This is a genomic window from Anianabacter salinae (assembly GCF_019061145.1).
In the GTDB taxonomy this organism is placed as follows: domain Bacteria; phylum Pseudomonadota; class Alphaproteobacteria; order Rhodobacterales; family Rhodobacteraceae; genus Anianibacter; species Anianibacter salinarum.
Genome location: NZ_JAHQZS010000001.1, coordinates 917,596 through 943,289 on the forward strand (window position 1 = coordinate 917,596; position 25,694 = coordinate 943,289).

General features: G+C 66.9%; 30 protein-coding genes. 13 read left to right on the forward strand and 17 right to left on the reverse strand.

Annotated elements, in window-relative coordinates; genetic code table 11:
* Window positions 1–44 precede the first annotated feature (44 nt).
* The 3 genes from KTJ87_RS04530 to KTJ87_RS04540 are packed head-to-tail and all read right to left on the reverse strand — an operon-like array spanning window position 45 to window position 2,901.
* A complete protein-coding gene (locus KTJ87_RS04530) occupies window positions 45–1,067 on the reverse strand; it encodes a YcjF family protein (RefSeq protein ID WP_267137869.1) in 1,023 nt (340 codons plus the stop codon).
* Window positions 1,064–1,489, reverse strand: a complete 426-nt coding sequence (locus KTJ87_RS04535) for a GNAT family N-acetyltransferase (RefSeq protein ID WP_267137870.1) — start codon at window positions 1,487–1,489, stop codon at window positions 1,064–1,066. The genes KTJ87_RS04530 and KTJ87_RS04535 overlap by 4 nt, the downstream gene beginning before the upstream one ends.
* Entirely contained in the window at window positions 1,486–2,901 is a 1,416-nt protein-coding gene (locus tag KTJ87_RS04540) for a YcjX family GTP-binding protein (protein WP_267137871.1), read from the reverse strand. The genes KTJ87_RS04535 and KTJ87_RS04540 overlap by 4 nt, the downstream gene beginning before the upstream one ends.
* A gap of 112 nt (window positions 2,902–3,013) precedes the next feature.
* Here KTJ87_RS04540 and truA point away from each other — a divergent pair, with 112 nt between their 5' ends.
* Window positions 3,014–3,781 carry a tRNA pseudouridine(38-40) synthase TruA gene (truA, locus tag KTJ87_RS04545; protein ID WP_267137872.1) on the forward strand — a complete coding sequence of 256 codons (768 nt, stop codon included), beginning with the start codon at window positions 3,014–3,016 and terminating at the stop codon, window positions 3,779–3,781.
* A gap of 7 nt (window positions 3,782–3,788) precedes the next feature.
* Here the strand turns inward: truA and KTJ87_RS04550 are convergent, their stop codons facing one another.
* The 4 genes from KTJ87_RS04550 to fsa form a co-directional block, all read right to left on the reverse strand.
* Window positions 3,789–4,484, reverse strand: coding sequence for a CDP-alcohol phosphatidyltransferase family protein (locus KTJ87_RS04550; RefSeq protein ID WP_267137873.1), 696 nt, complete (start codon window positions 4,482–4,484; stop codon window positions 3,789–3,791).
* Between the two features lie 122 nt (window positions 4,485–4,606).
* Window positions 4,607–5,554, reverse strand: a complete 948-nt coding sequence (locus KTJ87_RS04555; RefSeq protein ID WP_267137874.1) for a tyrosine recombinase XerC — start codon at window positions 5,552–5,554, stop codon at window positions 4,607–4,609.
* Window positions 5,551–6,261: a DUF484 family protein gene (locus tag KTJ87_RS04560; RefSeq protein ID WP_267137875.1), complete on the reverse strand. Its 711-nt coding sequence runs from the start codon at window positions 6,259–6,261 to the stop codon at window positions 5,551–5,553. Before KTJ87_RS04560 ends, KTJ87_RS04555 begins: the two co-directional genes overlap by 4 nt.
* Before the next feature lie 41 nt (window positions 6,262–6,302).
* Window positions 6,303–6,956, reverse strand: coding sequence for a fructose-6-phosphate aldolase (gene fsa, locus KTJ87_RS04565; RefSeq protein ID WP_267137876.1), 654 nt, complete (start codon window positions 6,954–6,956; stop codon window positions 6,303–6,305).
* 136 nt (window positions 6,957–7,092) lie between these two features.
* Here fsa and KTJ87_RS04570 point away from each other — a divergent pair, with 136 nt between their 5' ends.
* From KTJ87_RS04570 to KTJ87_RS04580, 3 genes are read left to right on the forward strand one after another with little or no spacing between them, the layout of a single operon-like run.
* Window positions 7,093–7,359, forward strand: coding sequence for a type II toxin-antitoxin system Phd/YefM family antitoxin (locus KTJ87_RS04570; protein WP_267137877.1), 267 nt, complete (start codon window positions 7,093–7,095; stop codon window positions 7,357–7,359).
* Complete coding sequence (locus KTJ87_RS04575) at window positions 7,356–7,739, forward strand: type II toxin-antitoxin system VapC family toxin (RefSeq protein ID WP_267137878.1); 384 nt, start codon at window positions 7,356–7,358, stop codon at window positions 7,737–7,739. The genes KTJ87_RS04570 and KTJ87_RS04575 overlap by 4 nt, the downstream gene beginning before the upstream one ends.
* A complete protein-coding gene (locus KTJ87_RS04580) occupies window positions 7,736–9,925 on the forward strand; it encodes a primosomal protein N' (protein ID WP_267137879.1) in 2,190 nt (729 codons plus the stop codon). Before KTJ87_RS04575 ends, KTJ87_RS04580 begins: the two co-directional genes overlap by 4 nt.
* Before the next feature lie 4 nt (window positions 9,926–9,929).
* On the opposite strand, the gene KTJ87_RS04585 is transcribed toward KTJ87_RS04580, so the two are convergent.
* Window positions 9,930–10,988, reverse strand: coding sequence for a YeeE/YedE family protein (locus KTJ87_RS04585; protein ID WP_267137880.1), 1,059 nt, complete (start codon window positions 10,986–10,988; stop codon window positions 9,930–9,932).
* Between the two features lie 166 nt (window positions 10,989–11,154).
* On the opposite strand from KTJ87_RS04585, the gene KTJ87_RS04590 reads away from it, so the two are divergent.
* The 3 genes from KTJ87_RS04590 to msrA all read left to right on the forward strand — a co-directional run bounded on the left by KTJ87_RS04590 (window position 11,155) and on the right by msrA (window position 13,610).
* Window positions 11,155–11,595: a cupin domain-containing protein gene (locus tag KTJ87_RS04590; protein WP_267137881.1), complete on the forward strand. Its 441-nt coding sequence runs from the start codon at window positions 11,155–11,157 to the stop codon at window positions 11,593–11,595.
* A gap of 66 nt (window positions 11,596–11,661) precedes the next feature.
* Window positions 11,662–12,900, forward strand: coding sequence for an MFS transporter (locus KTJ87_RS04595; RefSeq protein ID WP_267137882.1), 1,239 nt, complete (start codon window positions 11,662–11,664; stop codon window positions 12,898–12,900).
* A gap of 53 nt (window positions 12,901–12,953) precedes the next feature.
* Entirely contained in the window at window positions 12,954–13,610 is a 657-nt protein-coding gene (gene msrA / locus KTJ87_RS04600; protein ID WP_267137883.1) for a peptide-methionine (S)-S-oxide reductase MsrA, read from the forward strand.
* A gap of 65 nt (window positions 13,611–13,675) precedes the next feature.
* Here the strand turns inward: msrA and KTJ87_RS04605 are convergent, their stop codons facing one another.
* Entirely contained in the window at window positions 13,676–14,095 is a 420-nt protein-coding gene (locus KTJ87_RS04605; protein ID WP_267137884.1) for a cupin domain-containing protein, read from the reverse strand.
* A 133-nt stretch (window positions 14,096–14,228) separates the two neighbouring features.
* Between KTJ87_RS04605 and KTJ87_RS04610 the strand changes: the two genes are divergently transcribed.
* The gene (locus KTJ87_RS04610; protein ID WP_267137885.1) at window positions 14,229–14,795 is read left to right on the forward strand and encodes a TetR/AcrR family transcriptional regulator; all 567 of its coding nucleotides are present in this window, start codon (window positions 14,229–14,231) and stop codon (window positions 14,793–14,795) included.
* 70 nt (window positions 14,796–14,865) lie between these two features.
* A complete protein-coding gene (locus tag KTJ87_RS04615; RefSeq protein WP_267137886.1) occupies window positions 14,866–15,735 on the forward strand; it encodes a 50S ribosomal protein L11 methyltransferase in 870 nt (289 codons plus the stop codon).
* Window positions 15,736–15,804: 69 nt separating this feature from the next.
* Here KTJ87_RS04615 and KTJ87_RS04620 read toward each other — a convergent pair whose 3' ends face one another.
* The gene (locus KTJ87_RS04620) at window positions 15,805–16,008 is read right to left on the reverse strand and encodes a DUF1127 domain-containing protein (protein WP_407650463.1); all 204 of its coding nucleotides are present in this window, start codon (window positions 16,006–16,008) and stop codon (window positions 15,805–15,807) included.
* Window positions 16,009–16,313: 305 nt separating this feature from the next.
* Between KTJ87_RS04620 and ruvC the strand changes: the two genes are divergently transcribed.
* The 3 genes from ruvC to ruvB all read left to right on the forward strand — a co-directional run bounded on the left by ruvC (window position 16,314) and on the right by ruvB (window position 18,574).
* Window positions 16,314–16,805, forward strand: a complete 492-nt coding sequence (ruvC, locus tag KTJ87_RS04625; RefSeq protein WP_267137887.1) for a crossover junction endodeoxyribonuclease RuvC — start codon at window positions 16,314–16,316, stop codon at window positions 16,803–16,805.
* Window positions 16,802–17,470 carry a Holliday junction branch migration protein RuvA gene (gene ruvA, locus KTJ87_RS04630; RefSeq protein ID WP_267137888.1) on the forward strand — a complete coding sequence of 223 codons (669 nt, stop codon included), beginning with the start codon at window positions 16,802–16,804 and terminating at the stop codon, window positions 17,468–17,470. The genes ruvC and ruvA overlap by 4 nt, the downstream gene beginning before the upstream one ends.
* A 75-nt stretch (window positions 17,471–17,545) precedes the next feature.
* Complete coding sequence (gene ruvB / locus KTJ87_RS04635) at window positions 17,546–18,574, forward strand: Holliday junction branch migration DNA helicase RuvB (protein WP_267137889.1); 1,029 nt, start codon at window positions 17,546–17,548, stop codon at window positions 18,572–18,574.
* 3 nt (window positions 18,575–18,577) lie between these two features.
* Here the strand turns inward: ruvB and KTJ87_RS04640 are convergent, their stop codons facing one another.
* From KTJ87_RS04640 to KTJ87_RS04650, 3 genes are all read right to left on the reverse strand, one after another.
* Entirely contained in the window at window positions 18,578–19,159 is a 582-nt protein-coding gene (locus tag KTJ87_RS04640; protein WP_267137890.1) for a retropepsin-like aspartic protease family protein, read from the reverse strand.
* A gap of 42 nt (window positions 19,160–19,201) precedes the next feature.
* Window positions 19,202–19,834, reverse strand: coding sequence for a MarC family protein (locus tag KTJ87_RS04645; protein ID WP_267137891.1), 633 nt, complete (start codon window positions 19,832–19,834; stop codon window positions 19,202–19,204).
* 184 nt (window positions 19,835–20,018) lie between these two features.
* Window positions 20,019–21,869: an ABC-F family ATP-binding cassette domain-containing protein gene (locus KTJ87_RS04650; protein ID WP_267137892.1), complete on the reverse strand. Its 1,851-nt coding sequence runs from the start codon at window positions 21,867–21,869 to the stop codon at window positions 20,019–20,021.
* A gap of 204 nt (window positions 21,870–22,073) precedes the next feature.
* Between KTJ87_RS04650 and ndk the strand changes: the two genes are divergently transcribed.
* Entirely contained in the window at window positions 22,074–22,496 is a 423-nt protein-coding gene (gene ndk, locus KTJ87_RS04655; protein ID WP_267137893.1) for a nucleoside-diphosphate kinase, read from the forward strand.
* A gap of 50 nt (window positions 22,497–22,546) precedes the next feature.
* Here the strand turns inward: ndk and KTJ87_RS04660 are convergent, their stop codons facing one another.
* The 4 genes from KTJ87_RS04660 to KTJ87_RS04675 form a co-directional block, all read right to left on the reverse strand.
* Window positions 22,547–22,921, reverse strand: a complete 375-nt coding sequence (locus tag KTJ87_RS04660; RefSeq protein ID WP_267137894.1) for a DUF4112 domain-containing protein — start codon at window positions 22,919–22,921, stop codon at window positions 22,547–22,549.
* 45 nt (window positions 22,922–22,966) lie between these two features.
* Complete coding sequence (locus KTJ87_RS04665) at window positions 22,967–23,092, reverse strand: hypothetical protein (RefSeq protein WP_267137895.1); 126 nt, start codon at window positions 23,090–23,092, stop codon at window positions 22,967–22,969.
* 171 nt (window positions 23,093–23,263) lie between these two features.
* Complete coding sequence (locus tag KTJ87_RS04670) at window positions 23,264–24,946, reverse strand: Hint domain-containing protein (protein ID WP_267137896.1); 1,683 nt, start codon at window positions 24,944–24,946, stop codon at window positions 23,264–23,266.
* Between the two features lie 561 nt (window positions 24,947–25,507).
* A partial coding sequence (locus tag KTJ87_RS04675) for a hypothetical protein (RefSeq protein ID WP_267137897.1) occupies window positions 25,508–25,694 on the reverse strand: 187 nt, incomplete at its 5' end.

Consider the following 25,694-nt stretch of genomic DNA (forward strand, 5'->3'; position numbering starts at 1 on the left):
TGCGCCCTGTCGCTGTAGGGCGGATTTCTTCCCGCCGCCCCGCATCACGCCTTGCGCGACCCCGAAGACATGCCGTCGAACAGCCCCGAAAGCGCCCGGCTGACCAGTCCACTGACCGAGGGGCGTTTCGCTACGCGGAACGGCAGGGGGCGGCAAACCTCGATCGCCGCCACGCCAACGCGGGCCGTCAGCGCGCCGTTCACGATCCCCTCGCCAAAGCGGCGCGACACCTTGGACAGAATGCTTCCGCCCGCCACCGATCCGATCAGGTCGTCGCCCACCGCCACAGCCCCCGTGGCGACCAGATGCGTCAGAACCGACCGGGTCAGCCGCCAGCTTCCCAGCGTGCCCGCGCGGCCGCCGTAGATTTCCGCGATGCGCCGGATCATCCGAAGGTTCGACGTCAGCGCCGCTGCCACGTCTGCGAAAGCCAGCGGCACGATGGCGGTGACGGTGGCGACCTGCCGCGCCGCGGCCTCGACCTCGGCGCGCGCGGCGGTATCGAGCGGGGCCAGAAGCTCGGTCTCGGCCAGTCCGATGGCGCCGTCGGCGTCGAAGACATCGCCCAGCCGGTCCTTCAGCCGATCGCGTCCCCAGTCGAGTTCGGGTCGCCCCGCATAGAGCGCGGACAGTCGCTCGGCCACCTTGCGCGCGGCGGCAAGATCGCTGTCGGCGACGGCGCTGTCAGCCGCCTGCCGCAGATGGTCGAGCGTGCCGAGCCGCGCGAAGGCCGCCCATTCCTTGACCGCGATAGCCAGCAGGACCAGCACGAAGGCGGCGACCAGCGCGGTGGCGATGCCGCCCAGCACCGGGTTCGCCGCCAGAAGCCCGGTGACGAAATTCCACGCCGCGACAGAGACCGCAAGAGCCAGGATCGCCCCGAGCAGCGACCAGAACCACTGCGCCAGCCGCAAGGGCCGCCGCGTCGCGAGCGTGGCAAGGGTGCGCATCGCGCGCGGATCGGGCGCCTCGGCGGTGTCGGGCACGGGCGGCGCGGTGGCGGGGGTCACCATTTCTGCCGCGTCGCCGTCCAGTTCGATCAGCACAGGTCCGCGTCGTTCGGTCATGCGGCGTCCCTCACCCATGTCATGCGCACGTCGGGGGCGCCTTCATCGTTCGCGCTGCCCGCCGAGAAGCCGCTGACGTAGAAGCCGTGCCGCGCATAGAAGCGGCGCGCGCCCTCGTTGCCCTGCGCGGTCCAAAGATCAAGCCGGTCGCGTCCGTCCTTGGCGTGTTCGATCAGCCGCTCGCCGATGCCGCGCCCGCGTGCTGACGGCGAGACGTAGAGCGCGTGGATGGTGTCGCCTGAGCGCGCCAAAAATCCCACCGGCGCGACCCAGCCGCGCGCGGTGATGACCGCGCCCTGCCGGATCAGGTCGCGCAGTGCCCGGCGGTCTGCGTGGCCCGTGCGCAGGCCGCGTCCGTCCGACAGGATTCGTGCGAGCCAGCCGGTGTCACTGGCGCGCGCAGGGGCGAGGCGCGGCGTCACAGCCGGTCCCCGATCAGGAATTGCGCCGCACGGTCAAGCCGGATGTGCGGCGGGCCTTCGCCCGGTTTCAACGTCAGTGCGGCGGGCGCGAAGGACATGATGCCATAGTCGCCGTCAAGCCAGGTTTCGGCGCCTTCGCGGGCGGGTGCGAGCAGGCGCTGCGGATCGCCCGGCAACTCGCCGGGGTAGAAGGCCGCGCGCTTGCCGCCGTCCAGAAGCGTGCCGCGCACGCAGTCCAGCTCGCGCCCGTCATGGGTCAGCGTTTCCTCGACCGTGGCGCGCAGGCTGGCAATGGACATCGCCGCCGTTTGCGCGCCCGAGAAATCGGCGCGAGCGCGGGCGTCCTTGGTGAGCGCCTCCATGATCGCGGTCAGGCGGGCGTGCTGGGTGTGGTGCAGGTGATCGGCCTTGGTCGCGGCAAACAGGATCTTTCCGACGCGCTTGCCCAGCAAAAGCTGGGACAGAAACGCATTCCGGCCGGGGCGGAAGGCGGACAGGATCTCGGTCATCGCGCGGCGCAGGTCCTCCAGCGCCTCGGGGCCGGCGTGGATCGCGCCCAGCGCATCGACCAGCACGACCTGCCGGTCGATCCGGGCAAAGTGGTCGCGGAAGAACGGCTTGACCACGCGCGACTTGTAGGCTTCGAAGCGTCGGTCCATCTCGCGCCAGAGGCTGCCGCGCCCTGGGCTGTCGGGCCGGGGCAGCGGCGCAAAGGTCAGCGCAGGCGATCCGGCCATCTCTCCGGGCAGCAGGAACCGCCCGGGCGTGCAGTCGGAATATCCCGCCGCGCGGGCGCCGGTCAGGTAAGCGGTGTAGCTGTCGGCCAGCCGCCGTGCTGCAGGTTCCTCGAAACGCGCGGCGCCGTCGGTTTCGCGGATGAGGGACAGGTAATCCGCCGCCAGCGGGCGCCTTGCGATCCTCTCCAGCGTCGCCTTGGCCCAGTCGGCATAGCTGCGGTCCAGAAGCGCAAGGTCCAGAAGCCATTCGCCGGGGTAATCCACGATGTCGATGTGCACGGTGCGCGGCCCAGACAACCCGCCAATCAGTCCCGTGGGCGACACCCGCAGCGACAGGCGCAACTCGCTGATCGCACGGGTCGAATCGGGCCAATGCGGCGTCGTAGACAGGATCGCGCCTAGGTGCGACTCGTAGTCGAAGCGCGGAACGTGGTCGTCGGGCTGGGGCTGCAGGAACGCGGTGCGGATGCGGCCCTCGGAGGCGGCGACCAGCCCCGGCATCCGGCCCCGATCGATCAGGTTGGCGACGAGCGACGTGATGAACACCGTCTTGCCTGCGCGCGACAGGCCGGTGACGCCAAGTCGGATCACCGGCTCGAAGAATGTCTCGGACACGGCATTGCCCATGCTCTCGACGCCGCGCGTCAGCCCGTCCGCGATATCGCCAAGGATCACTGCCTGCCCCCGTTTGCCTTGCGCAGAAGATAGGCACCGCAGCGCCTCGGCGAAAGCCCTGCCATGTGCCAGTGTTTGCCAAGCCCGCGCGGCGGCGCTAATCCCTCGGCCCATGCCACGCTATGCGCTACTTCTTGAATACGACGGCGGCCCGTTTGCGGGCTGGCAAACGCAGATCGACCTGCCGTCGGTGCAGGACGCCGTCGAGGCTGCACTGGCGCGGCTGGAGCCGGACGTGCCGCGCATCGCGGCGGCGGGACGCACGGATGCGGGGGTTCATGCGACAGGGCAGGTGGCGCATTGCGATATGGTGCGCGACTGGTCGCCGTTCCGGCTGTCCGAGGCGCTGAACTATCATCTGAAACCTGCGCCGGTGGCCGTGGTGGGGGCCGCGCGGGTGGCTGATGACTGGCATGCGCGGTTCTCGGCTACAGAGCGGCGCTATGTCTTTCGCATCGTCGCGCGCCGCGCTCCGCTGGTGCTGGAGGCGGGGCGCGTGTGGCAGGTCAAGACGCAACTGGACGCGGCGTCGATGCAGGCGGGCGCCGATCATCTGCTTGGAAAGCACGATTTCACCACCTTCCGCGCGGCGCTGTGCCAGGCGCGAAGCCCGGTGAAGACGCTCGACGAATTGCGCGTCGAGGAGGTGCAGCGCGGCGATGGCGGACAGGAAATCCGGCTGCACGTCCGTGCCCGCAGTTTCCTGCACAACCAGGTGCGCAGCTTTGCCGGAACGCTGGAAAGGGTCGGCTCGGGGGCGTGGTCGCCGCAGGACGTGAAATCCGCGCTGGAGGCGCGGGACCGTGCGCGCTGCGGTCCGGTCGCGCCGCCGCAGGGGTTGTATCTGGCGGGTGTGGGGTATCCGGCGCCGGTGTTCTAGCCGTCTCTCAGGCGCGGCGGGCCGGGAACAGTTCCTGCACGGCGCCCGCGAACAACAGATACAGGCTTACCGCCGCCAGAGCGATCGTGACCTCGGGCCCTTCGTTGAACCCGGTCCAGGCCGCGTGAGCGCCAAGCGCCACCCACACCAGCGCCAGCGGCAGCGTCACGGCGCGCCAGCGTTTCGTGCGCACCGGGTGCACGAACTTGATCGGCAGGAACATCGCCACCGCCAGCGCGACGACCATGCCAAGGGTCACGGTCCAGTGCGGCTCGACCGCGAAGATCACCAGAACGACCATGTTCCAGCAGCCCGGAAAGCCCTGGAACGAGGAATCCGCGGTCTTCATCCGGGTGTCGGCGAAATAAACGACGCTGGCAAAGCTGATCGTCAGGATCGCCGCCCAGCCGGTCCAGCCCGGCAACAGGCCCGATGCGAACAGCGCATAGGCGGGAATGAAGACGTAGGTCAGGTAGTCGATGATGAGGTCCATCAGCACACCGTCAAAGCGCGCGGCGTTGGTCTTGACGTCGTAGCGGCGCGCCAGCGGGCCGTCGATGCCGTCCACCACGAAGGCGACGACCAGCCACAGGTACATCACGCCCCAATTGCCCTCGACCGCCGCGAGCAGGGCCAGCATGGCAAAGATCGCACCGGTGGCGGTAAGCAGATGGACGAGAAGCGCGCGGGTGTTGAGTGTCATAATTGCGTCATGAACCAAGCGCCGCCCGGATGCAAACGATGCGCGTGCCCTATGGCGCCCTGCGGCGCGGAGCTATGGCGCCCTGCGAGCGTTGGCCCTATGGCGCCCTGCGGGCGTTGGCCCTATGGCGCCCTGCGGGCGCGTGGGTGCGCGGTCTCGTAGACCTCCATCAGGCGGGCGGTGTCGACGGCGGTGTAGGCCTGCGTCGTGGACAGCGAGGAATGGCCCAGAAGTTCCTGGATCGACCGCAGATCGCCGCCCGCGTTCAGCAGGTGTGTGGCAAAGCTGTGCCGCATCGCGTGGGGTGTCGCCGTGGCGGGCAATCCAAGCTGAAGCCGTGCCGATTCCATCGCCTTCTGGATGCCGCGCGGGCCAAGCGCCCCGCCGCGCGCGGCGCGGAACAGCGGCTCTGGCGGCGTCAGGTCGAACGGGCAGAGGCGGACGTATTCGGCAACCGCACCCTGGGCGGCGGGCAGCACCGGCACCAGCCGTTCCTTGCCGCCCTTGCCGGTGATCCGCAGCGTGTCGCCAAGCGGATGCGCGGCGCCGGAGAGCGACAGGGCTTCGGAAATACGCAGCCCGCAGCCCCACAGCAGAGTCACCACCGCCAGATCGCGGGCGGCGGCCCATGGGGTGCGCGCTTGCGTCTCGACCACCGACAGCATCTCGCGGGCGGCATCCTCGGCCAGGGGGCGGGGCAGCTTGCGCTGGAACTTTGGGCTGCGCGCCGACAGGATCGCCGTGGCATCGAAGCCATCGCGCTCGGCCGCCCAGCGGGCAAAGGACTTCACCGCCGACAGCGCCCGTGCGAGCGAGCGGGCCGACAGCCCCCGCCCGCGCTCGTGCGCCATCCAGGACCGCATGTCGGACACCGACAGGTCCGCAAGAACGGCAGCGCCGCGCGCCTCGCCGTGGTGCTGCGTGAGGAAGGCCAGAAAGCCCAGCACATCTGCGCGGTAGGCGGTCAGGGTGTGATCCGCCGCACCGTCCAGCGCGCGCTTGTGGTCAAGCCAGAGGCCAAGCGCATCGCGCAGGCCGGGGGACAGGAAGACAGGCGGCGGCGCGGTCACGCCAGCCAGCGGCGCATCGTGCGCTCGAACACTCCGGCGAAGAATTCCAGCAGATCGGTGCCTTGCGTCGGCTTGAACTGGTGCGGATCCTCGGCGCCAAGAGCGATCATGCCGGGCAGGCGCCCATCGCCAAGATCGAGCTTGAGGCACGCCTCGGAGCGCACGTCATGCGCCGCATCGCCGTAGATCACCTCGCTGTCGGGCTGACTTTGACGCAGGGTCACGCGGCGGATCGGCACGTCGCGGCCTTGCGTGATGTAGCCGTCGACAAAGCCAGGATCGGCCACAGCCAGCACCTTGCCAAGCAGGCGAACGACGGGATCGTCTGGGGCCACCCGCGTCTCCAGCACCAGCCGGATCGTGTGGACCTTGAGGATCTCGGGAACCTCGGCCTCGAGCGCGGTCAGGAAATCCTCGAACGAGTCTGCATCGAGCAGCCGCATCACCGCCCGGTGCACCTGGTTGGTGCCGGACAGGTTGTCGTAGGCGGCGGCGATGACGCTACGGTGCGTGTCCTCCAGCCGTTCTAGGCGGGCTTCGAGCCGTTCCATCGCCAGACCGCGCAGGTCGACGACGTTGGTGCCCATCACCCGCTCGTTCGCGGCCAGAAGCGCCTTCATCAGATCGTTGTCGCCGAGGATGGCCTCGGGATCGGAAATGATCCTTGCGCGCAGATCCTCCTGGATCGTCGCTGCCGAACTGCTCATGCCATCCTCGTTCACTGACGTCGCCGGTTCACATGCCGGTCTTACAGGATCTTCTGACCCGTTTTTGCCCAATCGGACATGAAGGCGTCCAGACCTTTGTCGGTCAGCACATGGTTTGCCATGGATTTGATCACCGCGGGTGGCGCTGTGGCCACATCGGCACCGATCAGGGCGGCGTCCTTCATATGGTTCAGGCTGCGGATCGACGCCGCAAGGATCTGCGTCTCGAAGCCGTAGTTGTCGTAGATCGTGCGAATGTCGCCGATCAGGTCCATCCCGTCGAGCGACAGATCGTCGATCCGGCCGATGAACGGAGAGATGAAGGTCGCCCCCGCCTTGGCCGCCAGAAGCGCCTGGTTGGCCGAGAAGCACAGCGTGACGTTGACCATGCGGCCCTCGCTCGACAGCACCTTGCAGGCCTTGAGCCCGTCCCAGGTCAGCGGCACCTTGATCGCGATGTTATCGGCGATCTTCGCCAGCTCGCGCCCTTCGGCGATCATGCCGTCGGCGTCGAGCGCGACGGTCTCGGCGCTGACCGGGCCATCGACCATCTCGCAGATTTCCTTGGTGACTTCTTTGATGTCGCGGCCGGACTTCATGATGAGCGACGGGTTGGTGGTCACGCCGTCGACCATGCCCAGATCGTTCAGCTCGCGGATCGCGTCCACTTCGGCGGTGTCGACGAAGAATTTCATGGGGTGCCTCTTTCGCTGGAGGATGTGTTCGGCGCACATGTAGTCGAAAGCAGCGCGCGGATGAACCCGTATTAGCGTGGCTTGAATTGGTCCAAAAGTCTGGATATATTGGACCAAGTTAGTTGAGGATTGGACCATGCAGGTGCCGGTAAGCGAAGCGAAGGCGCGGTTAACCGATCTGGTCCGCCGGGCGGAGGCGGGGGAAGAGATCGTTCTGACGCGGCATGGCAAGCCCGTCGTGCGGTTGGCTTCGGCGCGCGATGAGGCAGAGGCGATCGACTGGGACGCAAGACTGCGCGAGGTCGAGGACATCTCGAAAGAGGCCGCGGCCAAGGCGCTTCCCGGGCCGTCTGCCGCGCGCGCCGCCGATTTTCTGTATGACGAGTTTGGCCTTCCCAAGTGATCGTTGTCGATACGTCTGCCTTGATCGCAATCCTTCTGGACGAACCCGAGGCGTCCGCCTGTCTCGACATGATGCGGCAGGCGTCGCGCCGGTGCATCTCGGCGGGAACGCTGCAAGAGTTCCTGATCGTCGCGGACCTGCGCGGCGTCGGAGACGCGGCTTTGCGGCTGGTGGACAGGTTGGTGCTGGATGTCCTGCCGGTGGACGAGGCCCGCGCCCATCTTGCGGCAAAGGCCTACCGGAGTTTCGGGAAGGGCCTGCACCCTGCACGCCTGAACCTTGCCGATTGCTTTTCCTATGCCCTCGCGCGTGATCTGCGCTGTCCGCTTCTGTTCATCGGTGACGATTTCCCCAGAACCGACATCGGCTGCGCGATATGACATCCTTCTTCCACGAAGGCGATCTGGTCGGTGTGCTGACCACGCAGCCCTTGGGCCGTATCCTGGATTACAAGGCGCCCGAGGGCGGATGTCACCTTGGCGCGTTCGTCGAGGTGCCGCTGGGGCCGCGCAAGGTGCTGGGCTGCGTCTGGGGGCCGGGGAAAGGCGATTTCGACCGCGCGAAGATCCGCAGCGTGATCCGTGTGCTCGATGCTGCGCCAATGCTGGACGAGATGCGCGCCTTTCTTGAGCGGGCGGGCGCCTACACGCTGACCCCGATGCCCGCGATGCTGCGGCTTGCGACCCGCTCGCCCGGCCTTGGCGATCCGCCCGCGATGCGCAAGGTCTACCGGCGCGGCACCGGCTTGCCCAAGCGCGCGACAGATGCGCGGGCGCGGGTGATCGCGGCACTGGAGGAATACGGCGGGCTGGCTTTTACCTTGGGCGAATTGGCCGAGATGGCGGGCGTGACGTCCTCGGTGGTCAAGGGGCTGGTGAAAGAGGGGGTGGTGCTGGAAGAGGACAGCCCCCGCGATCTGCCCTATCCCGCGCTGGACCCGGACCGCCCCGGCAAGCCCCTGACCGAAGATCAGGCGACCGCCGCCGCGCGTCTGGGCGAGGCGATCCGCGCCGAAACCTACGGCACCACGCTGCTGAAGGGCGTCACCGGATCGGGCAAGACCGAGGTGTATCTGGAAGCGGTGGCCGAGACGCTGCGGAGGGGGCGTCAGGCGCTGGTGCTGCTGCCGGAAATCGCGCTGACGGCCGAGTTCCTGACCCGCGTCGAGGCACGGTTCGGCGCGAAACCGGCGGAATGGCATTCCGGCGTGACGATGACCGAACGCCGCCGCTGCTGGCGCATGGTGGGCGAGGGGGGCGCACAGTTCGTCGTCGGCGCACGGTCCGCGCTTTTCCTGCCGTTCCGCGACCTTGGCCTGATCGTCGTCGATGAGGAACACGACACCTCGTACAAGCAGGAGGACGGGGTGCTGTACAACGCGCGGGACATGGCGGTTCTGCGCGCGTCGATGACCGGGGCGCAGGTGGTGCTGGCCTCGGCCACGCCGTCGCTGGAAACATGGGCCAACGCGGACGCAGGGAAATACGCGCGGCTTGACCTGACATCGCGCTTCGGTGCTGCGGTGATGCCTCAGATGCGCGCGCTCGACATGCGGTCCGAGGATCTGCCGGGCACGCGCTGGATCTCGCCCACACTGGCGCAGGCGGTGCGCGGGCGTATCGAGGCGGGCGAGCAGTCGCTCTTGTTCCTGAACCGGCGCGGTTATGCGCCGGTGACGATATGCCGGGCCTGCGGCCATCAGATCGGCTGCGATCACTGCGATGCGCGGATGGTCGAGCACCGCTTTCTCAAGCGCCTTGTGTGCCACCAGTGCGGTGAGACGAAACCGATGCCCGAGGTCTGCCCGTCCTGCAAGGTCGAGGGCAAGCTGGCCCCCGTCGGCCCCGGCGTGGAGCGGCTGGGCGAGGAGACGGCGGCGCTGTTCCCGGACGCACGGGTGCGGGTGCTGTCGTCCGACCTGTTCGGATCGGCGCGCGCGCTCAAGGCGGCCATCGTCGAGATCGCCGAGGGCGCGGCCGACATCATCATCGGCACGCAGCTTGTCGCCAAGGGGCACAATTTCCCGAAACTGACGCTGGTGGGCGTGATCGACGCCGACCTTGGCTTGCAGGGGTCGGACCTGCGCGCGGCGGAACGCACGTTCCAGCTTATGCGGCAGGTGGCGGGGCGCGCGGGCCGTGTCGAGGCGCCGGGGCTGGCCTTGCTGCAAACCTTTCAGCCCGAACACCCGGTGATCCGCGCGATCCTGTCCGGCGAGGAGGAATCGTTCTGGGCCGCAGAGGCCGCTGAACGTGAACGCGCAGGCGTTCCGCCCTATGGCCGGATGGCGGGCATCGTGCTGTCCTCGCCCGACGTGCAACTTGTGTTCGACCTTGGCAACCGGCTGGCGCGCGCGGACGGCCCGCTCCGCCGGATCGGGGCGCAGGTTTACGGCCCCGCGCCCGCGCCCATCGCGCGGATCAGGGGGCGGCACCGGGTGCGGCTTCTGGTCAAGGCGGACAAGGGGGCGCCGCTGCAGGCGGCCTTGGCGGAATGGGTCGCGTCGGTGCCAATCAAGGGCGATCTGCGGCTGAGCGTCGACATCGACCCGCAGAGCTTTTTCTGACCGCTCAGGCCGCGACGGGACTGCCGCGCTGGTCGATCAGCATGTCGGTCAGGATCGCCCCGGCCCACATCGCGCTCAGCGCCGCCCAGGCGGTGCCGACGAAAATCGACCCGCCCGTCACGCCCGTGCCGATGGCGCAGCCGCCCGCCAGCATCCCGCCGAAGCCCATCAGCGCCGCGCCCAGCATCGCGCGGCGCATCGTGGCGGCGCCGTCGAACCCCTCCAGCTTCAACTCGCCTGTCGCCGCAGCGGCCAGCAAGGCCCCCAGGAACACGCCCGGCACGAGGCCGATGTCGAATTCCAGCACTGCCGTGCGGTCGAGGAAGAACATCAGCGTGTTGGCAGAGGGGCCGGTGAACGTCGCGCTTTCGATCTGCAAGGGATCAAAGCTGACCTGTGCCAGCGTGAAGGTGCTGACATAGCCGACCGCCACCGCGAAACCGACGCCCGAGGCAAAGACCAGTGTTGCCGCGCCGATGCGGTTCCGCCGTGACAGGCCAAGCGCCACCAGCGCAATGGCAAGGCCAAGGGTCAGGCCGGTCCCCTCTGGCATCCCGGCCAGAAGATTCACGTTGTGGCCGCCTTGGGTGACCCAAAGCCCTGCAAGCGCATCGCGCAGCGGCGCGAGCCATCCCGAAAGGCTCATCTGCGCCACCACGGCAAAGATCAGGCCCGAGATGACCGAGCGCAGGTTGCCGGTCGCCGCCAGCACCAGCAACCGCCCCGAGCAGCCGCGCGCCAGCACCATGCCGATGCCGAACAGAAGGCCGCCGAGGATCGCGCCCGACCATGATCCCGTGACCGCCATCATCCTCGCGTCGCTGCCGCGCATCAGGCCCAGCATCTGTGCGCCCTGAACCCAGACGACGGCGGTCGAGAAGGTCAGCAGCCAGACCGAGACCTTGGGGCCAAGGCTGCCGCGCGCGAATTCCACCGTTGCTGCCCGCAGACAGAACCGCGAGCGCTGGGCGGCGATGCCGAAGATCACGCCGGTCAGCACTCCGGCAAGCGCGGCGGCGGGCGCCTCTCCGATCCGGTCGAGGATGGCGATGAGCAGGTCCATGGGCGGTCTCCGTGAAAAAGCCTGCCGAACCCTGCCCCGGCGGGGCGTTCGCGTCCTTGATTCAGATCATCCGGCGCGAAAACGACGCGCCGCTGTCGCCGCCGGATCAGATTGCCGCTCGGGAAGGGACGACGTTTTGCGGCAAGAGACGATGGAGAGCGCCGCTATGGCCGACGTGCAGATCGACGCAAGTCTTCCGATGACCGAGGTCGCGGCGATCCTCGCCGCGCTGCCGGTGGTGGCGAATGCCGACCACGCCCCGCTGGAAGGCGGCGAGGACCCGGCCTTTGGCACCGTGCGCTGGCGGACGCTGTTCTCGGCCGACCGCACCGCGACTTCGGGCATGGTCATGGGCATCGCAGAGTTCGGCGCGCAGGGGACTCTGCTGCCGCACAGGCACGAACCCGCCGAGATGTATTTCGCGCTGGCGGGGGCGGGCGTGGTGACGATAGACGGCGTTCCGCACGAGTTCAGCGCAGGCAATGCGCTGTTCATCCCCGCCGATGCCGAACACAGCGTGCTGGCCGGGCCCGAGGGGCTGCGGTTCCTATATGTCTTTCCGCGCGATGCGTTTTCCGACGTGGTCTACCGCTTCTCCCCTGCGTAGGCGCACAGACGGGATCTGCGCCAAGGCCCTCGCCAAGACCGGCGCCGAGGCGTATTGGCTTTGCACATGGCGACGATGACCCTCGATCAGGCCAAGGCCCTGCCGCGCTGGCGCAGGCCCGAGGCGCTCTTGTTTCTCATGGCCTTCGCCATGCCCATCGCCTTTGCGACGTGGTCGGCGCTTCTGAACAACTTCGTCATCGAGGCGGCGAACTTCACCGGGGTAGAGATCGGCTGGCTCCACACGGTGCGCGAGATCCCCGGCTTTCTGGCCATCGGCGTGATCGCGATCATTATTTTCATGCGCGAACAGACGCTTGCGCTGGCTTCGCTGCTGCTGTTGGGGGCCGCCTCTGCGATCACCGCGTGGTTCCCGACGCTGGGCGGGATGCTGATCGTGACGTTTTTCGCCTCGGTCGGGTTTCACTACTACGAGACGGTGAACCAGTCGCTGCAACTGCAATGGATCGACAAGGCCCGCGCGCCGCAGACACTGGGATGGATCGTGGCCGTGGGGTCGGCGGCGTCGCTGGTGTCCTACGGCCTGCTGGTGGTGACATGGCGGGCGTTCGATCTGAGCTACAACTTCGTCTACCTCACGTCGGGGGGGATCACGGCGGCGATCGCGGTGTTCTGCGCCTTTGCCTATCCGCAGTTCGAGTCCCCCAATCCGCAGCTCAAGAAGATGGTGCTGCGCCGCCGCTACTGGCTGTATTATGCGCTGCAGTTCATGTCGGGCGCGCGGCGGCAGATCTTCGTCGTCTTCGCGGCCTTCATGATGGTCGAGCGCTTCGGCTTCGAGGTGCACGAGGTCACGGCGCTGTTCCTGATAAACTTCGTCGCCAACATGCTGTTCGCCCCGTTCATGGGCCATGCCGTGGCGCGGTTCGGAGAACGGCGGGCGCTGGCGTTCGAATACATCGGGCTGATGGCCATCTTCCTGGCCTATGGCGGGATCTACTGGTTCGGCTGGGGCGTGGTGCTTGCGGCGGTGCTGTATGTGCTGGACCATCTGTTCTTTGCGCTCGCCTTCGCGCTCAAGACCTATTTCCAGAAGATCGCCGATCCGGGCGACATCGCTCCGACCGCCGCCGTCGCCTTCACGATCAACCATATCGCAGCGGTGTTTCTGCCGGCGTTCCTGGGCTACCTGTGGATCACCTCGCCAAGCGGGGTGTTCGTGCTGGCGGCCGCGATGGCCTTCACGTCGCTGATGCTGGCGCTGTGCATCCCGCGCCATCCCGAACCCGGTCACGAGACGGTGTTCGCCCGCCTGAAAGCTGCAACACCGTCCCCGGCAGAGTAGAAGCCGGACGGCCGCGCGCCTATATCCCGTGCAAGCCGAAAAGGAGGACCGAGATGTTCCTGTTCCAGAAGAAGAAGATGGAAATGGTGCCGAAGGCCGACGCGCTGCCGGGCCGCGATGCGCCGATCGAGACCGCCGAGTATCACTTCGTCAACGACCGCCCGCTGAAATCGCCGGTGCCCGAAGGCATGGCCGAGGCGATCTTTGGCATGGGCTGTTTCTGGGGGGTCGAGCGGATGTTCTGGAAGCTGGACGGTGTCTGGCTGACCATGGTGGGCTATGCCGCAGGGCACACCCCGAACCCGACCTATGACGAGGTCTGCACCGGCAAGACCGGCCATAACGAGGTGGTGCGGGTGATCTATGACCCGTCGGTGATTTCTTACGAAGACCTGCTGCGCGTGTTCTGGGAAGGGCATGACCCGACCCAAGGGATGCGGCAGGGCAACGATGCGGGCACGCAGTATCGCTCGGGCATCTACTATTACTCCGAGGCGCAGAAGGATGCGGCAGAGCGCATGAAACGCGACTTCGCGCCGAAGCTGAAGGAGGCGGGCTTTGGCGAGATCACGACCGAGATCAAACCTGCACCGGTGTTCTACTACGCCGAGCCCTACCACCAGCAATACCTTGCCAAGAACCCGGCGGGCTATTGCGGCATCGGCGGCACGGGCGTGAGTTGCCCGATCGGAACCGGCGCGGCAGTCTGACAGCGCCGATCAGAGGATAGAAAAGACCCCGGTGCGCGCCGGGGTCTTTTGTTTTTCAGGTCGCTTCACTCGGGAAAGATGGCATCCCGTTCGCCGTCGAAGTCCAGAAGCCCGATGCACGGCACGTCGCCGTCGCACCGGTCGGCATGAAACACGCCGCCCTCGACAAGGGCATAGTCGCCGACCGTGGTTGCGGTTTCCGATCCGTCCTCGTGGATGTGCACCCATGTCCCCTGAACGGTCATGCCCCAGTAGTCGTTGGTGTGCGCGTGGCTGGGCAAGGCCGCCCCCGGCTCCATACGGATCAGCCAGATGTCGTCGCCCGCCTCTAGGTCGCCCCAGCCGAGGGCAAGCTGGATGCCGGGAACGACGTCCTGCCACGCGATGTCGTCTGCCATGACGATATGCTCGTCGGCGTGGGTGTCAGCGAAAGCCGAGGTCGCGATGACGGCGGTGGTGGCTGCGGCGAACAATGTCTTCAACATGGTGTTTCTCCGGTTTGCATTTTTTGATACCGATTGGTACGAATAAACGAAACCGACTGTCAATAATAAAATACCATGTGGTATAATAATGGCTGACGATCCCTCCCGGCCCGGTCGCGGGCGCCCCCGGACGATGAAACGCGCCGACGTTCTCGACGTGGCGATGCACGCCTACTGGGAAGAGGGGCCTGACGCCGTGTCGCTCAATGCGATCTGCCAGAAGGCGGAAGTGTCCAAGCCGTCGGTCTACCGCGAGTTCGGCAACGAGGACGGTCTGACCTGCGCCGTGCTGGAAACCTATACCGAGGTCGTCCTGGCGAAGATGCAGGCAGTCCTTGATGGACCGGGCAGCTTCGCATGGAAGATCGACGAGGTCGCCCGGTTGGCCGCCGAGGATGCGTTGCACACGCACGGCTGCCTTTGGGTCAAGATGCGCGCGGTGAAGCCGCAGCTGGGCGAGCGCACGCAAGGGTTGGTCGACCTGATCCAGGAGGCGACACTCGCGGCGTTCACGCGCGTGTTGACCGAGGCGCAGGCCTCGGGTGAATGGCAGGGCGGCATCGCCGTTCCTCTCGCGGCGCAGTACCTTCACGCGCAGATCGGGCTTGCCCTCGACATGCGCGGCCGGGGCGAGGACCCGAGGGATGTTCTGGCGATGGCGTTGTCGGTGTTCCGGGGCAACACCGCCTCGGGCCGGTGATCGGGACGCTGCCGCTTGCGGCGCGGGCCGTTGCATGCCAGATGCCGCGCAACATGCAAGGACCCCTGCCATGACCACCTATTCCGCCCTGACGACCCTTCCCGGCAAACCCCAGGCCGAGGCGCTGGGCGAGGCGCTGGAAGACCTCGATCCCGAACCGCAGGGCGTTGGCGTCTTCGAGATGGAGGACGGGTCGGGCCTGTGGGAGGTCGGCTGCTACTTCACCGAGGAACCCGACGACATCGCGCTGATGCTGCTGGCGGCGGCCTATGGGGCGAAACCCTTCGTGGTGTCCGAGGTCCCGGACATCGACTGGGTCGCCAAGGTGCGGCGCGAATTGCAACCGGTCGTCGCCGGGCGCTTCTTTGTCTACGGCAGCCATGACGCGGACCGCGTGCCCAGCGATGCCGTGCCGCTGCTGATCGAGGCGGCGATGGCGTTCGGCACCGGCCACCACGGCACCACCCAAGGCTGCCTCAAGGCCCTGGAATGGCTGATCGGGCAGGGCGTGCACGCCCGCAACACGGTCGACATCGGTTGCGGCACCGCCGTTCTGGCGATGGCCGCGGCCAAGGTCTGGCCCGAAGATGTGCTGGCCTCGGACATCGACCCGGTCGCGGTCGAGGTCGCCGAGGCGAACGCGCTCTGCAACAATCTTGAGGGGCGGGTGCGCTGTCTCGAGGCGACGGGGTTCGATCATCCCGAACTGATGGCGGCCGCGCCGTTCGATCTGGTCTTTGCCAACATCCTCAAGGGGCCGCTGGTCGATCTGGCGCCCGAAATGGCGTCGGTGACGGCGCCAAGCGGCCACGCGATCCTGTCAGGCATCCTGAACGAACAGGCGGACGAGGTCGTCGCGGCCTATGACACGGCGGGGTTCGACTGCCTGCGCCGCGAGGTGATCGGCGACTGGACCACGTTGACGCTGGGTCGCCGCTGAACCCGGACATGAAAAACCCCGCTGCACGGCGCGTGCAGCGGGGTTTTTGCAATGGATCGAAGGACGGCCTCAGAAGCGATTGAAGCTGTCCAGATCGCCACGGGCAAGACCGATGTCGTCAAGCTCGTGATCCGACAGTTTCGACAGGGCGCGGCGGGTGATGCGCGCGGCGTTCCAGTCGGAGAGGCGCGTGAAGAACCGGGTGACCGAGGTCGAGATCGCTCCGCCGATACCGGCGGTCGCGTCCATGCGGGCGTGATCGTAAAGTGCCATGGCAAGCTCCGTTGGCGGGTCGTATGGACGGCACGGAATTGTGCCTGTCAGCCGCAGCTAGCGTTTCGATTCTGCCCGCACAAGCAGCAGTTTTTGCATGGGATGCATGCGTTTTCCGCATGACTGAGACGCGGTGTCAGCAAAGCCCGCGCGAAGTGCGGAACGCGTCGCTGCAGCGCAGCGGGATGACGCATATCGACACTTCTCGCTCAGCTTTCGGGCGAAACCCCGCACAGCGTGTTAGCGGTGGCGGATGTTCACGTTTCGTGCTAGATAGGGCAAAACGACAACAGGCAGGCAAGATCATGCGCATTCTCGGCATCGACCCGGGCCTTCGCCGGATGGGATGGGGAATCATCGATACCGACGGTAGCCGCATGCGGCATGTGGCGAACGGCGTCTGCACCTCTGAAACCGGCGAGCTGGCGGAGCGACTTCTGGAACTGCACGGGCAGTTGACCCGCGTGATCGCCGACTATGCGCCGGACACGGCGGCGGTGGAACATACCTTCGTCAACAAGGACGGCGTCGCCACGCTGAAGCTGGGGCAGGCGCGGGCGATCGCGCTTCTGGTGCCTGCGCAGGCCGGGCTGACGGTGGGTGAATATGCGCCCAACAAGGTCAAGAAAACGGTCGTCGGCGTCGGCCATGCGGCCAAGGTGCAGATCGACCACATGGTAAAGTTGCAACTGCCCGGTGTCGTGATCGCGGGGCCGGACGCCGCCGATGCGCTGGCGGTCGCGATCTGCCACGCCTTCTATGTGCGCGCGCCGCGCCTGCGCGAGGTGGGGGCATGATCGGGCGCATCGCAGGCGTGCTGGAGTATCGCGGCACCGACCATGTCATGATCGACGTGCGCGGCGTCGGATACATCGTTCAGGTCTCGGACCGCACGCTGATGGCGCTGCCGGGGCCGGGCGAGGCGGTTGCGCTTTATACCGAACTCGTGGTGCGCGAAGACCTGATGCAGCTCATCGGGTTCCTGTCGCTGGTGGAAAAGGAATGGTACCGGCTTCTGGTGTCGGTGCAGGGGATCGGCGCGAAATCGGCGCTGGGCATCGTCGGCGCGCTGGGGCCGGACGGGGTGAGCCGCGCCATCGCCTTGGGCGACTGGAACGCGGTCAAGGCGGCGCCCGGCGTCGGCCCCAAGATCGCACAGCGCGTGGTGAACGAGTTGAAGGACAAGGCGCCGTCGGTGATGGCGATGGGGGCGGGATCGGCCCCCGTGCAGGCGGCACAAGTCGATGACGAGGTGATCGAAGGCGCCGCCGCGACGAAACCACGCCCGGCGGAGCGACCGAGATCGAGCGCGCAGGCCGAGGCGATGTCGGCGCTGGCCAACCTGGGCTACGCCCCGTCCGAGGCTGCCCGCGCGGTGGCAGAAGCCCAGGGCGACACGCCGGACGCCGAGACGGCGACGCTGATCCGCGCGGCGCTGCGGCTGCTGGCGCCGAAGGGGTAGGGCGGTGACCGAGGTGCGCCGTGCTTGCGCTCGCTGTGCTTGCCTTGGCCGTCCGGGCCGGGCCAAGGTCGCGCCATGACCGAACCCGATCCGATCCTGCGCCCCGCTCCGCGCCCCGAGGATGCCGACCGCGCGCTGCGTCCGCAGCAGTTGTCCGAGTTCATCGGGCAGGCCGAGGCGCGGGCGAACCTGCGGGTGTTCATCGAAAGCGCCAAGATGCGGTCCGAGGCGATGGACCATGTGCTGTTCCACGGCCCGCCCGGCCTTGGCAAGACGACGCTGGCGCAGATCATGGCGCGCGAGCTTGGCGTCAATTTCCGCATGACTTCGGGGCCGGTGCTGGCCAAGGCGGGGGATCTGGCGGCGATCCTGACGAACCTCGAACGCAACGACGTGCTGTTCATCGATGAGATTCACCGCCTGAACCCGGTCGTCGAGGAAGTGCTGTATCCCGCGCTCGAGGATTTCGAGCTGGATCTCGTGATCGGCGAGGGGCCGGCGGCGCGCACGGTGCGGATCGAGTTGCAGCCCTTCACGCTGGTCGGGGCGACGACGCGGCTGGGCCTTTTGACGACACCGCTGCGCGACCGCTTTGGCATCCCGGTGCGGCTGCAGTTCTACGAGGTCGCGGAACTGGAGGAGATCGTCGCGCGCGGTGCCCGGCTGATGGGCATTCCCTGCGCGCCCGAAGGCGCACACGAGATCGCGCGGCGCGCGCGCGGAACGCCGCGGATCGCCGGGCGGCTGCTCCGCCGGGTGGTGGATTTCGCTGTGGTCGAAGGCGACGGCAGCCTGTCGCGCGCCATCGCCGACAGTGCGCTGACGCGGCTCGGGGTCGATGACATCGGCCTCGACAGTGCCGACCGGCGCTACCTGCGGCTGCTGGCGGATCACTATGGCGGCGGTCCTGTGGGGATCGAGACCATCGCAGCGGCGCTGTCGGAATCGCGCGACGCGCTGGAAGAGGTGATCGAGCCCTATCTTCTGCAGCAGGGCCTGATCCAGCGCACGCCGCGGGGGCGGATGCTGGCCAGCCGGGCCTGGCGACACCTGGGGCTGGAGCCGCCGAAAGCGCCGGGCCAGACTGACCTGTTCGGCAAGTAGCGCCTAGCGTTCGAGGATCAGGCGGCCGCCCGAAATCTCGATCCGCTCGAACCGCCGCAGATAACCCATCCCCAGAAGCGAGGCGGGCATGTCGGCGGCGTTGACCGTCGCCGATACGTTGCGGTCGGTGATCGGGCCGAGGGTGACGGTATCGAGCCGGACGCGTGCGGTGCGCACTTCGCCGTTGGCGGTGCCCGCGCGCCCGGTGAAGGCAAGGCCTTCGTCGACGCCTGCGCGTGCGGCGTCCTGAGGGGTCAGCACCATGTCGGTCGCGCCGGTGTCGACGATGAAGTCGACGGGTGCTCCGTTCAGGCCAAGCGTCAAGCGGTAATGGCCGTCGAACCCTTGCGGCACCTCGATCCGGGCGCCGTCGCCCGACACCACCGCCTGCTGCGGCAGAACGTCGGGCCGGATGTCGGTCCACAGGCCATAGGCGGCGATGACGCCGATGAACAACAGACCCCAGACAAGCGCCTGTTGCGCCACCTGCCCAAGCCGGTTGCGGTTGGCCGCGAAGAAATACGCGGCGATCGCGCCGCCGAGCAGCGCGAGATAGAGAAAGCGGGCGGTATTGTCTGCGTCCATGGCCAACAGATAGGCGCGCAGCCTGCGCTTGTCAGCGGCCGATCACGCCGCCGCGAGGCCAAAGCCGCGCAGGCCGTCCAGCACGAACTGCACCGATAGCGCCGCAAGCAGCATCCCCAGAAGCCGCGAAACCATGTTGATGCCCACAGGCCCCAGCGCCCGCTCGATCAGCCCGCCTGCCATGAACAGCGCCAGCACCAGCGCGATCACGGCGACCATGACACCGTGGATCGCCGCCACATGCGTCCAATCCGCGCCGGACGATCCGGTCAGAAGGATCATCGTCGCCATCGCGCCCGGCCCGGCGATGAGCGGGGTCGCCAGCGGAAACACGGTGGGATCGTCGCCGGGATCATCCGCCGCCTCGGCCTGCCCCTCTCGCCGCTTGGTGCGGCGGTCGAACAGCATGTCGAGCGCGGTGAGGAACAGAAGAATGCCGCCCGCAATGCGGAAGGCGGGCAGCGAGATGCCGATGAAGCCGAGGATTGCCTCGCCGAACAGCCCGAAGAGGGTCAGCAGGACAACCGCCATCGCGCAGGCGCGCAGCCCGATGATCCGGCGCTGGCGGTCGGTCATCCCTTGGGTCAGCGCGACAAACAGCGGCGCAAGCCCGATCGGGTCGATCACGACGAAGAGCGTGGTGAAGGCGGTGATGTAAGGCGCAAGATCGGTCATCGTGCCGGGCTAGCGGGGCGGAACGAATTAGGCAAGCGGGCGCGCCTTGCGGCGATATGTGAGCCAGCGGGCGCGCCTTGCGGCGCGACACGATATTTTTGGGGGGCTCCGCCCCCGCCGCGCGAAGTGCGCGGCTCCCCCGGAGGTATTTGTGGACCAAAGATGGATCGGGCGCGCGGGCGGGTCAGGCCTCGGCCTTCTCCAGTTTTTCGAGCGCGGCCATCCACATCGCCTCGGCGCGGGCGAGACCGTCCATCACCTCGGCGTATTTCTTGTTCCAGACGCCCAGGTCGCCGACGCGGTCCTGCTCGTAGAGTGCGGGGTTGGCCAGCTTGGTGGCCAGCTTGTCGCGCATCTCGTTCAGCTTTTCCACCCGCGCCTCGCATTTGCGCGCCTCGGACCGCAGCGCGAGGATGTCGTCGCGGCTGGCCCGTTTCGGCGGCGGCGCGACGGACTTGGCGGGTTTCGCCGGGGCGTCGCCTGCCAGAAGCATCTGGCGATAGGCGTCCAGGTCGTCCTCATAGGGGGCGACGCGTCCGTCCTTGACGAGCCAAAGACGGTCGGCCACGAGGCTGAGAAGGTGCATATCGTGGCTGACGAGGATCACCGCGCCGGTGTAGGCGGTCAGCGCTTCGACCAGAGCCTCGCGCGATTCGATGTCGAGGTGGTTGGTGGGCTCGTCGAGGATCAGCATGTGCGGCGCGTCGATCGTGGCCAGCAACAGAGACAGGCGCGCCTTCTGGCCGCCTGACAGGCGGCCCACGGCGGTGTCGGCCTGGTCGGCGGTCAGGCCGAAGCCCGCGAGGCGCGCGCGCAGGCGGGTCTGGCCTTCGTCGGGGCGGATGCTTTGCAGGTGTTGCAGCGGCGTCTCGTCGATGTGCAATTCGTCGACCTGGTGCTGGGCGAAGAAGCCGACGCGCAGTTTCGACGCCTTGGTGACCTTGCCCTCCATCGGCGCGAGCCGGTCGGACAAGAGCTTGGCCAGCGTCGACTTGCCCTGGCCGTTGCGCCCCAGAAGCGCGATGCGGTCGTCCTGGTCGATGCGCAGGTCCAGCTTCGACAGGACCGCGCGATCGCCGTAGCCGACCGCGGCGCCCTGCAGGTTCAGGATCGGCGGCGACAATTCCTCGGGTTCGGGGAAGGTGAAGACGTGGCGCGCCATTTCCTCGGGCGCCGAGATCGGTGTCATCTTTTCCAGCATCTTCACGCGCGATTGCGCCTGCTTGGCCTTGGACGCCTTGGCGCGGAAGCGGTCGACGAAGGATTGCAGGTGCGCGCGGCGCAGGTCCTGCTTTTTCGCCTGCGCGGCCTGCACGGCGCGCTGTTCGGCGCGGGTGCGCGCGAAGGTGTCGTAGTTGCCCTGATACACGGTCAGGCCGCGGTTCTCGAGGTGCAGGATCGTGCCGACCGCGCGGTTCAGAAGGCCGCGGTCGTGGCTGATGATGATGACGGTGTGCGGATAGCGCGCAAGGTAGCTTTCAAGCCAAAGCGCACCTTCGAGATCGAGGTAGTTGGTCGGCTCGTCCAGCAGCAGAAGGTCGGGGCGCGCAAACAGCACGCCCGCGAGCGCGACGCGCATCCGCCAGCCGCCCGAGAAGGCAGAGCAGGGCATCAGCTGTTCCGTATCCGAAAAGCCGAGGCCCTTGAGGATCGAGGAGGCGCGCGCCTCGGCGGACCAGGCGTCGATGTCGGCGAGGCGGGTCTGGATTTCGGCGATGGCGGCGCCGTCCGTTTCCGTCTCGGCGCGGGCCATGAGATCGGCGCGTTCGGCATCGGCGGCCAGCACGGTGTCGATGAGCGAGGTTTCCGACGACGGGACCTCTTGCGCGACGCCGCCGATGCGGGACCGCGAGGGCAGGTTGATCGCGCCGCCGTCAAGGGTCAGATCGCCCCGGATCAGCCGGAACAGCGTGGTCTTGCCGCTGCCGTTGCGGCCGATCAGGCCGACCTTGTGGCCATCGGGAATCACGGCGGACGCGCCTTCGAACAGGGGGCGGCCATCGACGGAATAGGAGATGTCTTCGATCTTGAGCATGGCCGCGCTTTAGCAGCGCATCAAGGCAGGGGAAAGCGCCGGTTACAGGCGCAGGGGAGGCATGTTGTGACCGGGCAGCAAGCGCCCGGGCCGCGCGTGCGTGTTCCGGGCTTTGCAAGCCCCGCCCCCCATGCTAACCGACCGCCGACCACATTTCAAAAGCCGGGCCTCACGCCCGGTTTTCCGTCTCACAGGAGAGCAGCCATGGCCGTCGAACGGACCCTTTCGATCATCAAGCCCGATGCAACCCGTCGCAACCTGACCGGCAAGGTCAACGCCAAGTTCGAGGAAGCGGGCCTGCGCATCGTTGCGCAGAAGCGTATTCACCTGACCAAGGCGCAGGCCGGCGAGTTCTACAAGGTCCATGCAGAGCGCCCGTTCTATGACGAGCTGTGCGAATTCATGGCATCCGAGCCGGTCGTCGTGCAGGTGCTGGAAGGCGAGGGCGCGATTGCCAAGAACCGCGACGTGATGGGGGCGACCAACCCCGCGAACGCAGAGCCGGGCACGATCCGCGCAGAATTCGCCGAGTCGGTCGGCGAGAATTCGGTGCACGGGTCTGACGCGCCGGAAACCGCTGCCGAAGAGATCGCGTATTTCTTCTCGGGTCTCGAACTGGTCGGCTGATCCCAAAAGTCGGCGCAATTGAAAAGGCCGCCCTTCGGGGGCGGCCTTTTTCATGTGCGGGTCTCGATATGGCGGCGCAGCAGGGCGACGTTGCGCCGGTGGCTCTTGAAGCCGATGTCGAAGATGTCGCCGACCAGCGGGACAGAGCCGACCGCGAAATCGACCGCGCTGTTCGTGCCCATGCGCAGCAGAAGAGGCGTTGGGGCGCCCATCCCGCGCGCCTTGCCGATGATGTAGAGCCCCGGCGCGATGGCGAGCGCATCGCCGATGCCGGGCACAAGCCCCAGGATGCTGTCCCAGCCGACCCGGATCCGCGTGCCGGGGATGCCGAACGCGCTGTCCATCCGCTGTGCCAGCCGGTCCAGACGATCAAGCGTCGCGGCGTGATCCCTAGGAATGGTAGGCGGGTGAAAGGCTTGCGTCATGCGGAAGGAACGCAGGCGCGAACCTGCGGTTCCGCAGGCAAGAGGTCAGATCGCGGCCCAGTCGCGATAGACCTGTCCGGGGGCCACCTTGGGCGGCTTGGGGGCGCTGCGCTGCTCGTCTGACGCCTTGATGGTTTTGCCCTGCGTCTCGGGCTTGTCCTTGCGTGCCACCTGGCACCTCCTTGGTCACTCGTTGCCTGCCGTCCGGACCCTGACACGTTCGTGGTGCGAAAGGTCCACTCCGGAACCATTCGCCCGAAACGGGGGGATCTGGCGGCGGCAATGAGGCCAAAATGTGAAGATTGTCCACGGGCTTTCGACAGCCCGTGGCAAGAGGCCGGTTCAGTCGGCGAGAAGTCGCGCTTCGTGAGTCTTGAGCGACCGGCGGGCGGCGACATAGCTGCCAAGTCCCTTCGGCGTCTCAAGCTCGGGGAACAGGGCATAGATCTCGGACCGCTGGCCCTGATCGATCCCGCTGAGGCTGTAGTCGCCGGGCTGGAAGCTTTCGGACCAGCAGCCATCGGCAAGCACCACCTCGTGCCTGTCGAACATCAGGTGCACATAAAGAACACCTGCCGCAGGCGCGACACGGTGGACGCCATCCAGACCCGTCAGGTCCTTGGCGGCGACCAGCACCTCGGGCTCGTCGAAATACAGCTCTGCCGCGGGTCCGGCGCGCAGCATCCGGTGCTGCGGGCTGACCATGGTGTCGCGGGCAGGGCAACCTTCGCCGAAGGCGTCCTTGCGGATCAGAACGGGGCGCATGCGGTCCTCGAACACCAGCCGGTCGGCGGCGATGCGGGTGGAGCCTGTCCAGCGGACCTCTTGAAAGCCGTTGTCACGGGTCAGGACGCGGTCGCCCTCCCGGACGGATTCCACCGCAATATCGCCGCGATCCGTCGTGATCCGGGCGCCCGCCGTGAAGCAGATGTTGAAGTTCTCGATGTCGGTGTAGTTGATGATAACCGTGTCGCCGAGAAGACCGGGCTGCCGCAGCGTGATCGTGCCGCTGAAGCCCGGATTGCCGAGAACCTCGGGGACAGGCAGGTTGAGCACCACCTGGTAGCCATCGGCAATCAGAGCCGACAGGTCCAGCGTGTCGTTGTCGTTGCCTGCAAACCCGCCATCCGCCAGCACAGTCGCCCCAAGAAAGGCGCTCGTCGGTTCCACCTTGATCGTGTCGGCATCGGCGCCGCCGAATATCGTATCCGCGCCCGAGGTGGTGATGGAGTCGTCACCCGCCCCGCCATTGACGATATCCGCGCCGTCGCGTGCGATGATGGTGTCGTTGCCCGCGCCGCCGTTCAGGGTGTCGCCGCCCGCGCCGCCGATCAGCGTGTCGTTGCCGTCACCGCCGTTCAGGACATCCGCCCCATCACCGCCGTCCAGCAGGTCGTTGCCCGCGTCGCCGTTCAGGGTGTCGTTGCCGGTGCCGCCCAGAAGCGTGTCGTCGCCGCCTTCTCCCGACAGGATGTCGTTGCCGCCCCGCCCTTCGATCACGTTGTTCTGGCTGTTGCCGGACAGGTTGTTGGCGCCTGCGTTGCCGATGACGTTCTCGAAGTTGGTGTAGACGGTGCCGAAGTTCTGGCTTTCGTTCGGCTGACCGGGCTCGCCAAGATCGAGGCTGAGGTTGGAATTGTTGATATCCGCTCCGTCGAGCCGGATCGTGTCGATCCCGGTGCCGCCGTTCACCGCGTGCGGGCCAAGCCCGGCGTTGAAGAAGCCGAGGAACGCGAAGTCGTTGCCGCTGCCGAGATCGACGAAATCGCGCCCGGCGCTGCCGGAGACCTGGAATTCGTAGGTGTCGTTGCCACTGCCGCCGGTCAGGGTGTTGGTGCCGCGCCCGCCTCTCAGGCTGTCGTTGCCGTCGCCGCCGTTGACGACATCGTTGCCATCACCGCCGTCCAGCGTGTCGTTGCCGCCCAGACCGTTGATGGTGTCGTTGCCACCATTGCCGTTGATGGTGTCGTCGTCGTTGGTTCCGTTTAGCGTATTGCCGCCGTTGCCGTCATTGATCGTGACCATGTCGCGCGCCCCCAGAAAACATGCACCTGATACTTGGAGAGTATTGCGCGGTGGCAGCCGCGCGATGGCGCATCGTTAACAAACCGGGGTGCGCAACCGACACGTAGGGCTACGACACCCCACGCGAGGGACGGTGAGGCTTTTTCATGGCGACAATCAAGCACTGTCATGGCGGATCGCTGTGGACTGTCCCGACCTCACGACCTGTTGAGGTCAACTTGGCGCGAATATCCCCGCAGAACGCCTGATTGTCCGGATATCGGCCAGGTTTCGGGCTTGCTGACGTCGTGTCGAGCTACCGCTGAAGGTGACGAAGGCAGACCCAGGGAGCCAACTGATTCTCAAAACGAGACTGCTGCGACACTGCAACGAGTCTGGCAGGGAACGACCGGGATCGGGAGGAGGGGAGGGCACGCTGAACTGCGCCAGACAGCGGCAGCGGAATACAGTGCGGGCATCGCGAGTCGGGTGAGAGGGGGGCAGGTGCGTGTTGCAAGACGGCTAGATAGGAGGCGCAGCACGACCTCGAATGTGGTTCTGACGGGGGTGTGAACGGTCAAGTCATTGATATAAAGCCACAAAACACTTTCTTGACGATTTTTCCGCGATTTCGGAATTTTCCGCTTGCGGGTATTGGCGTGTCTGCTTAGAACCCCCTTCACCGGCGGCGCTGAGGCGCTTGTTGGTGACGCGGAAGCGGGTCGGGGCTGAGGTTCTGGTGCGGGGAAGCGGATAACTCAGGAGATGA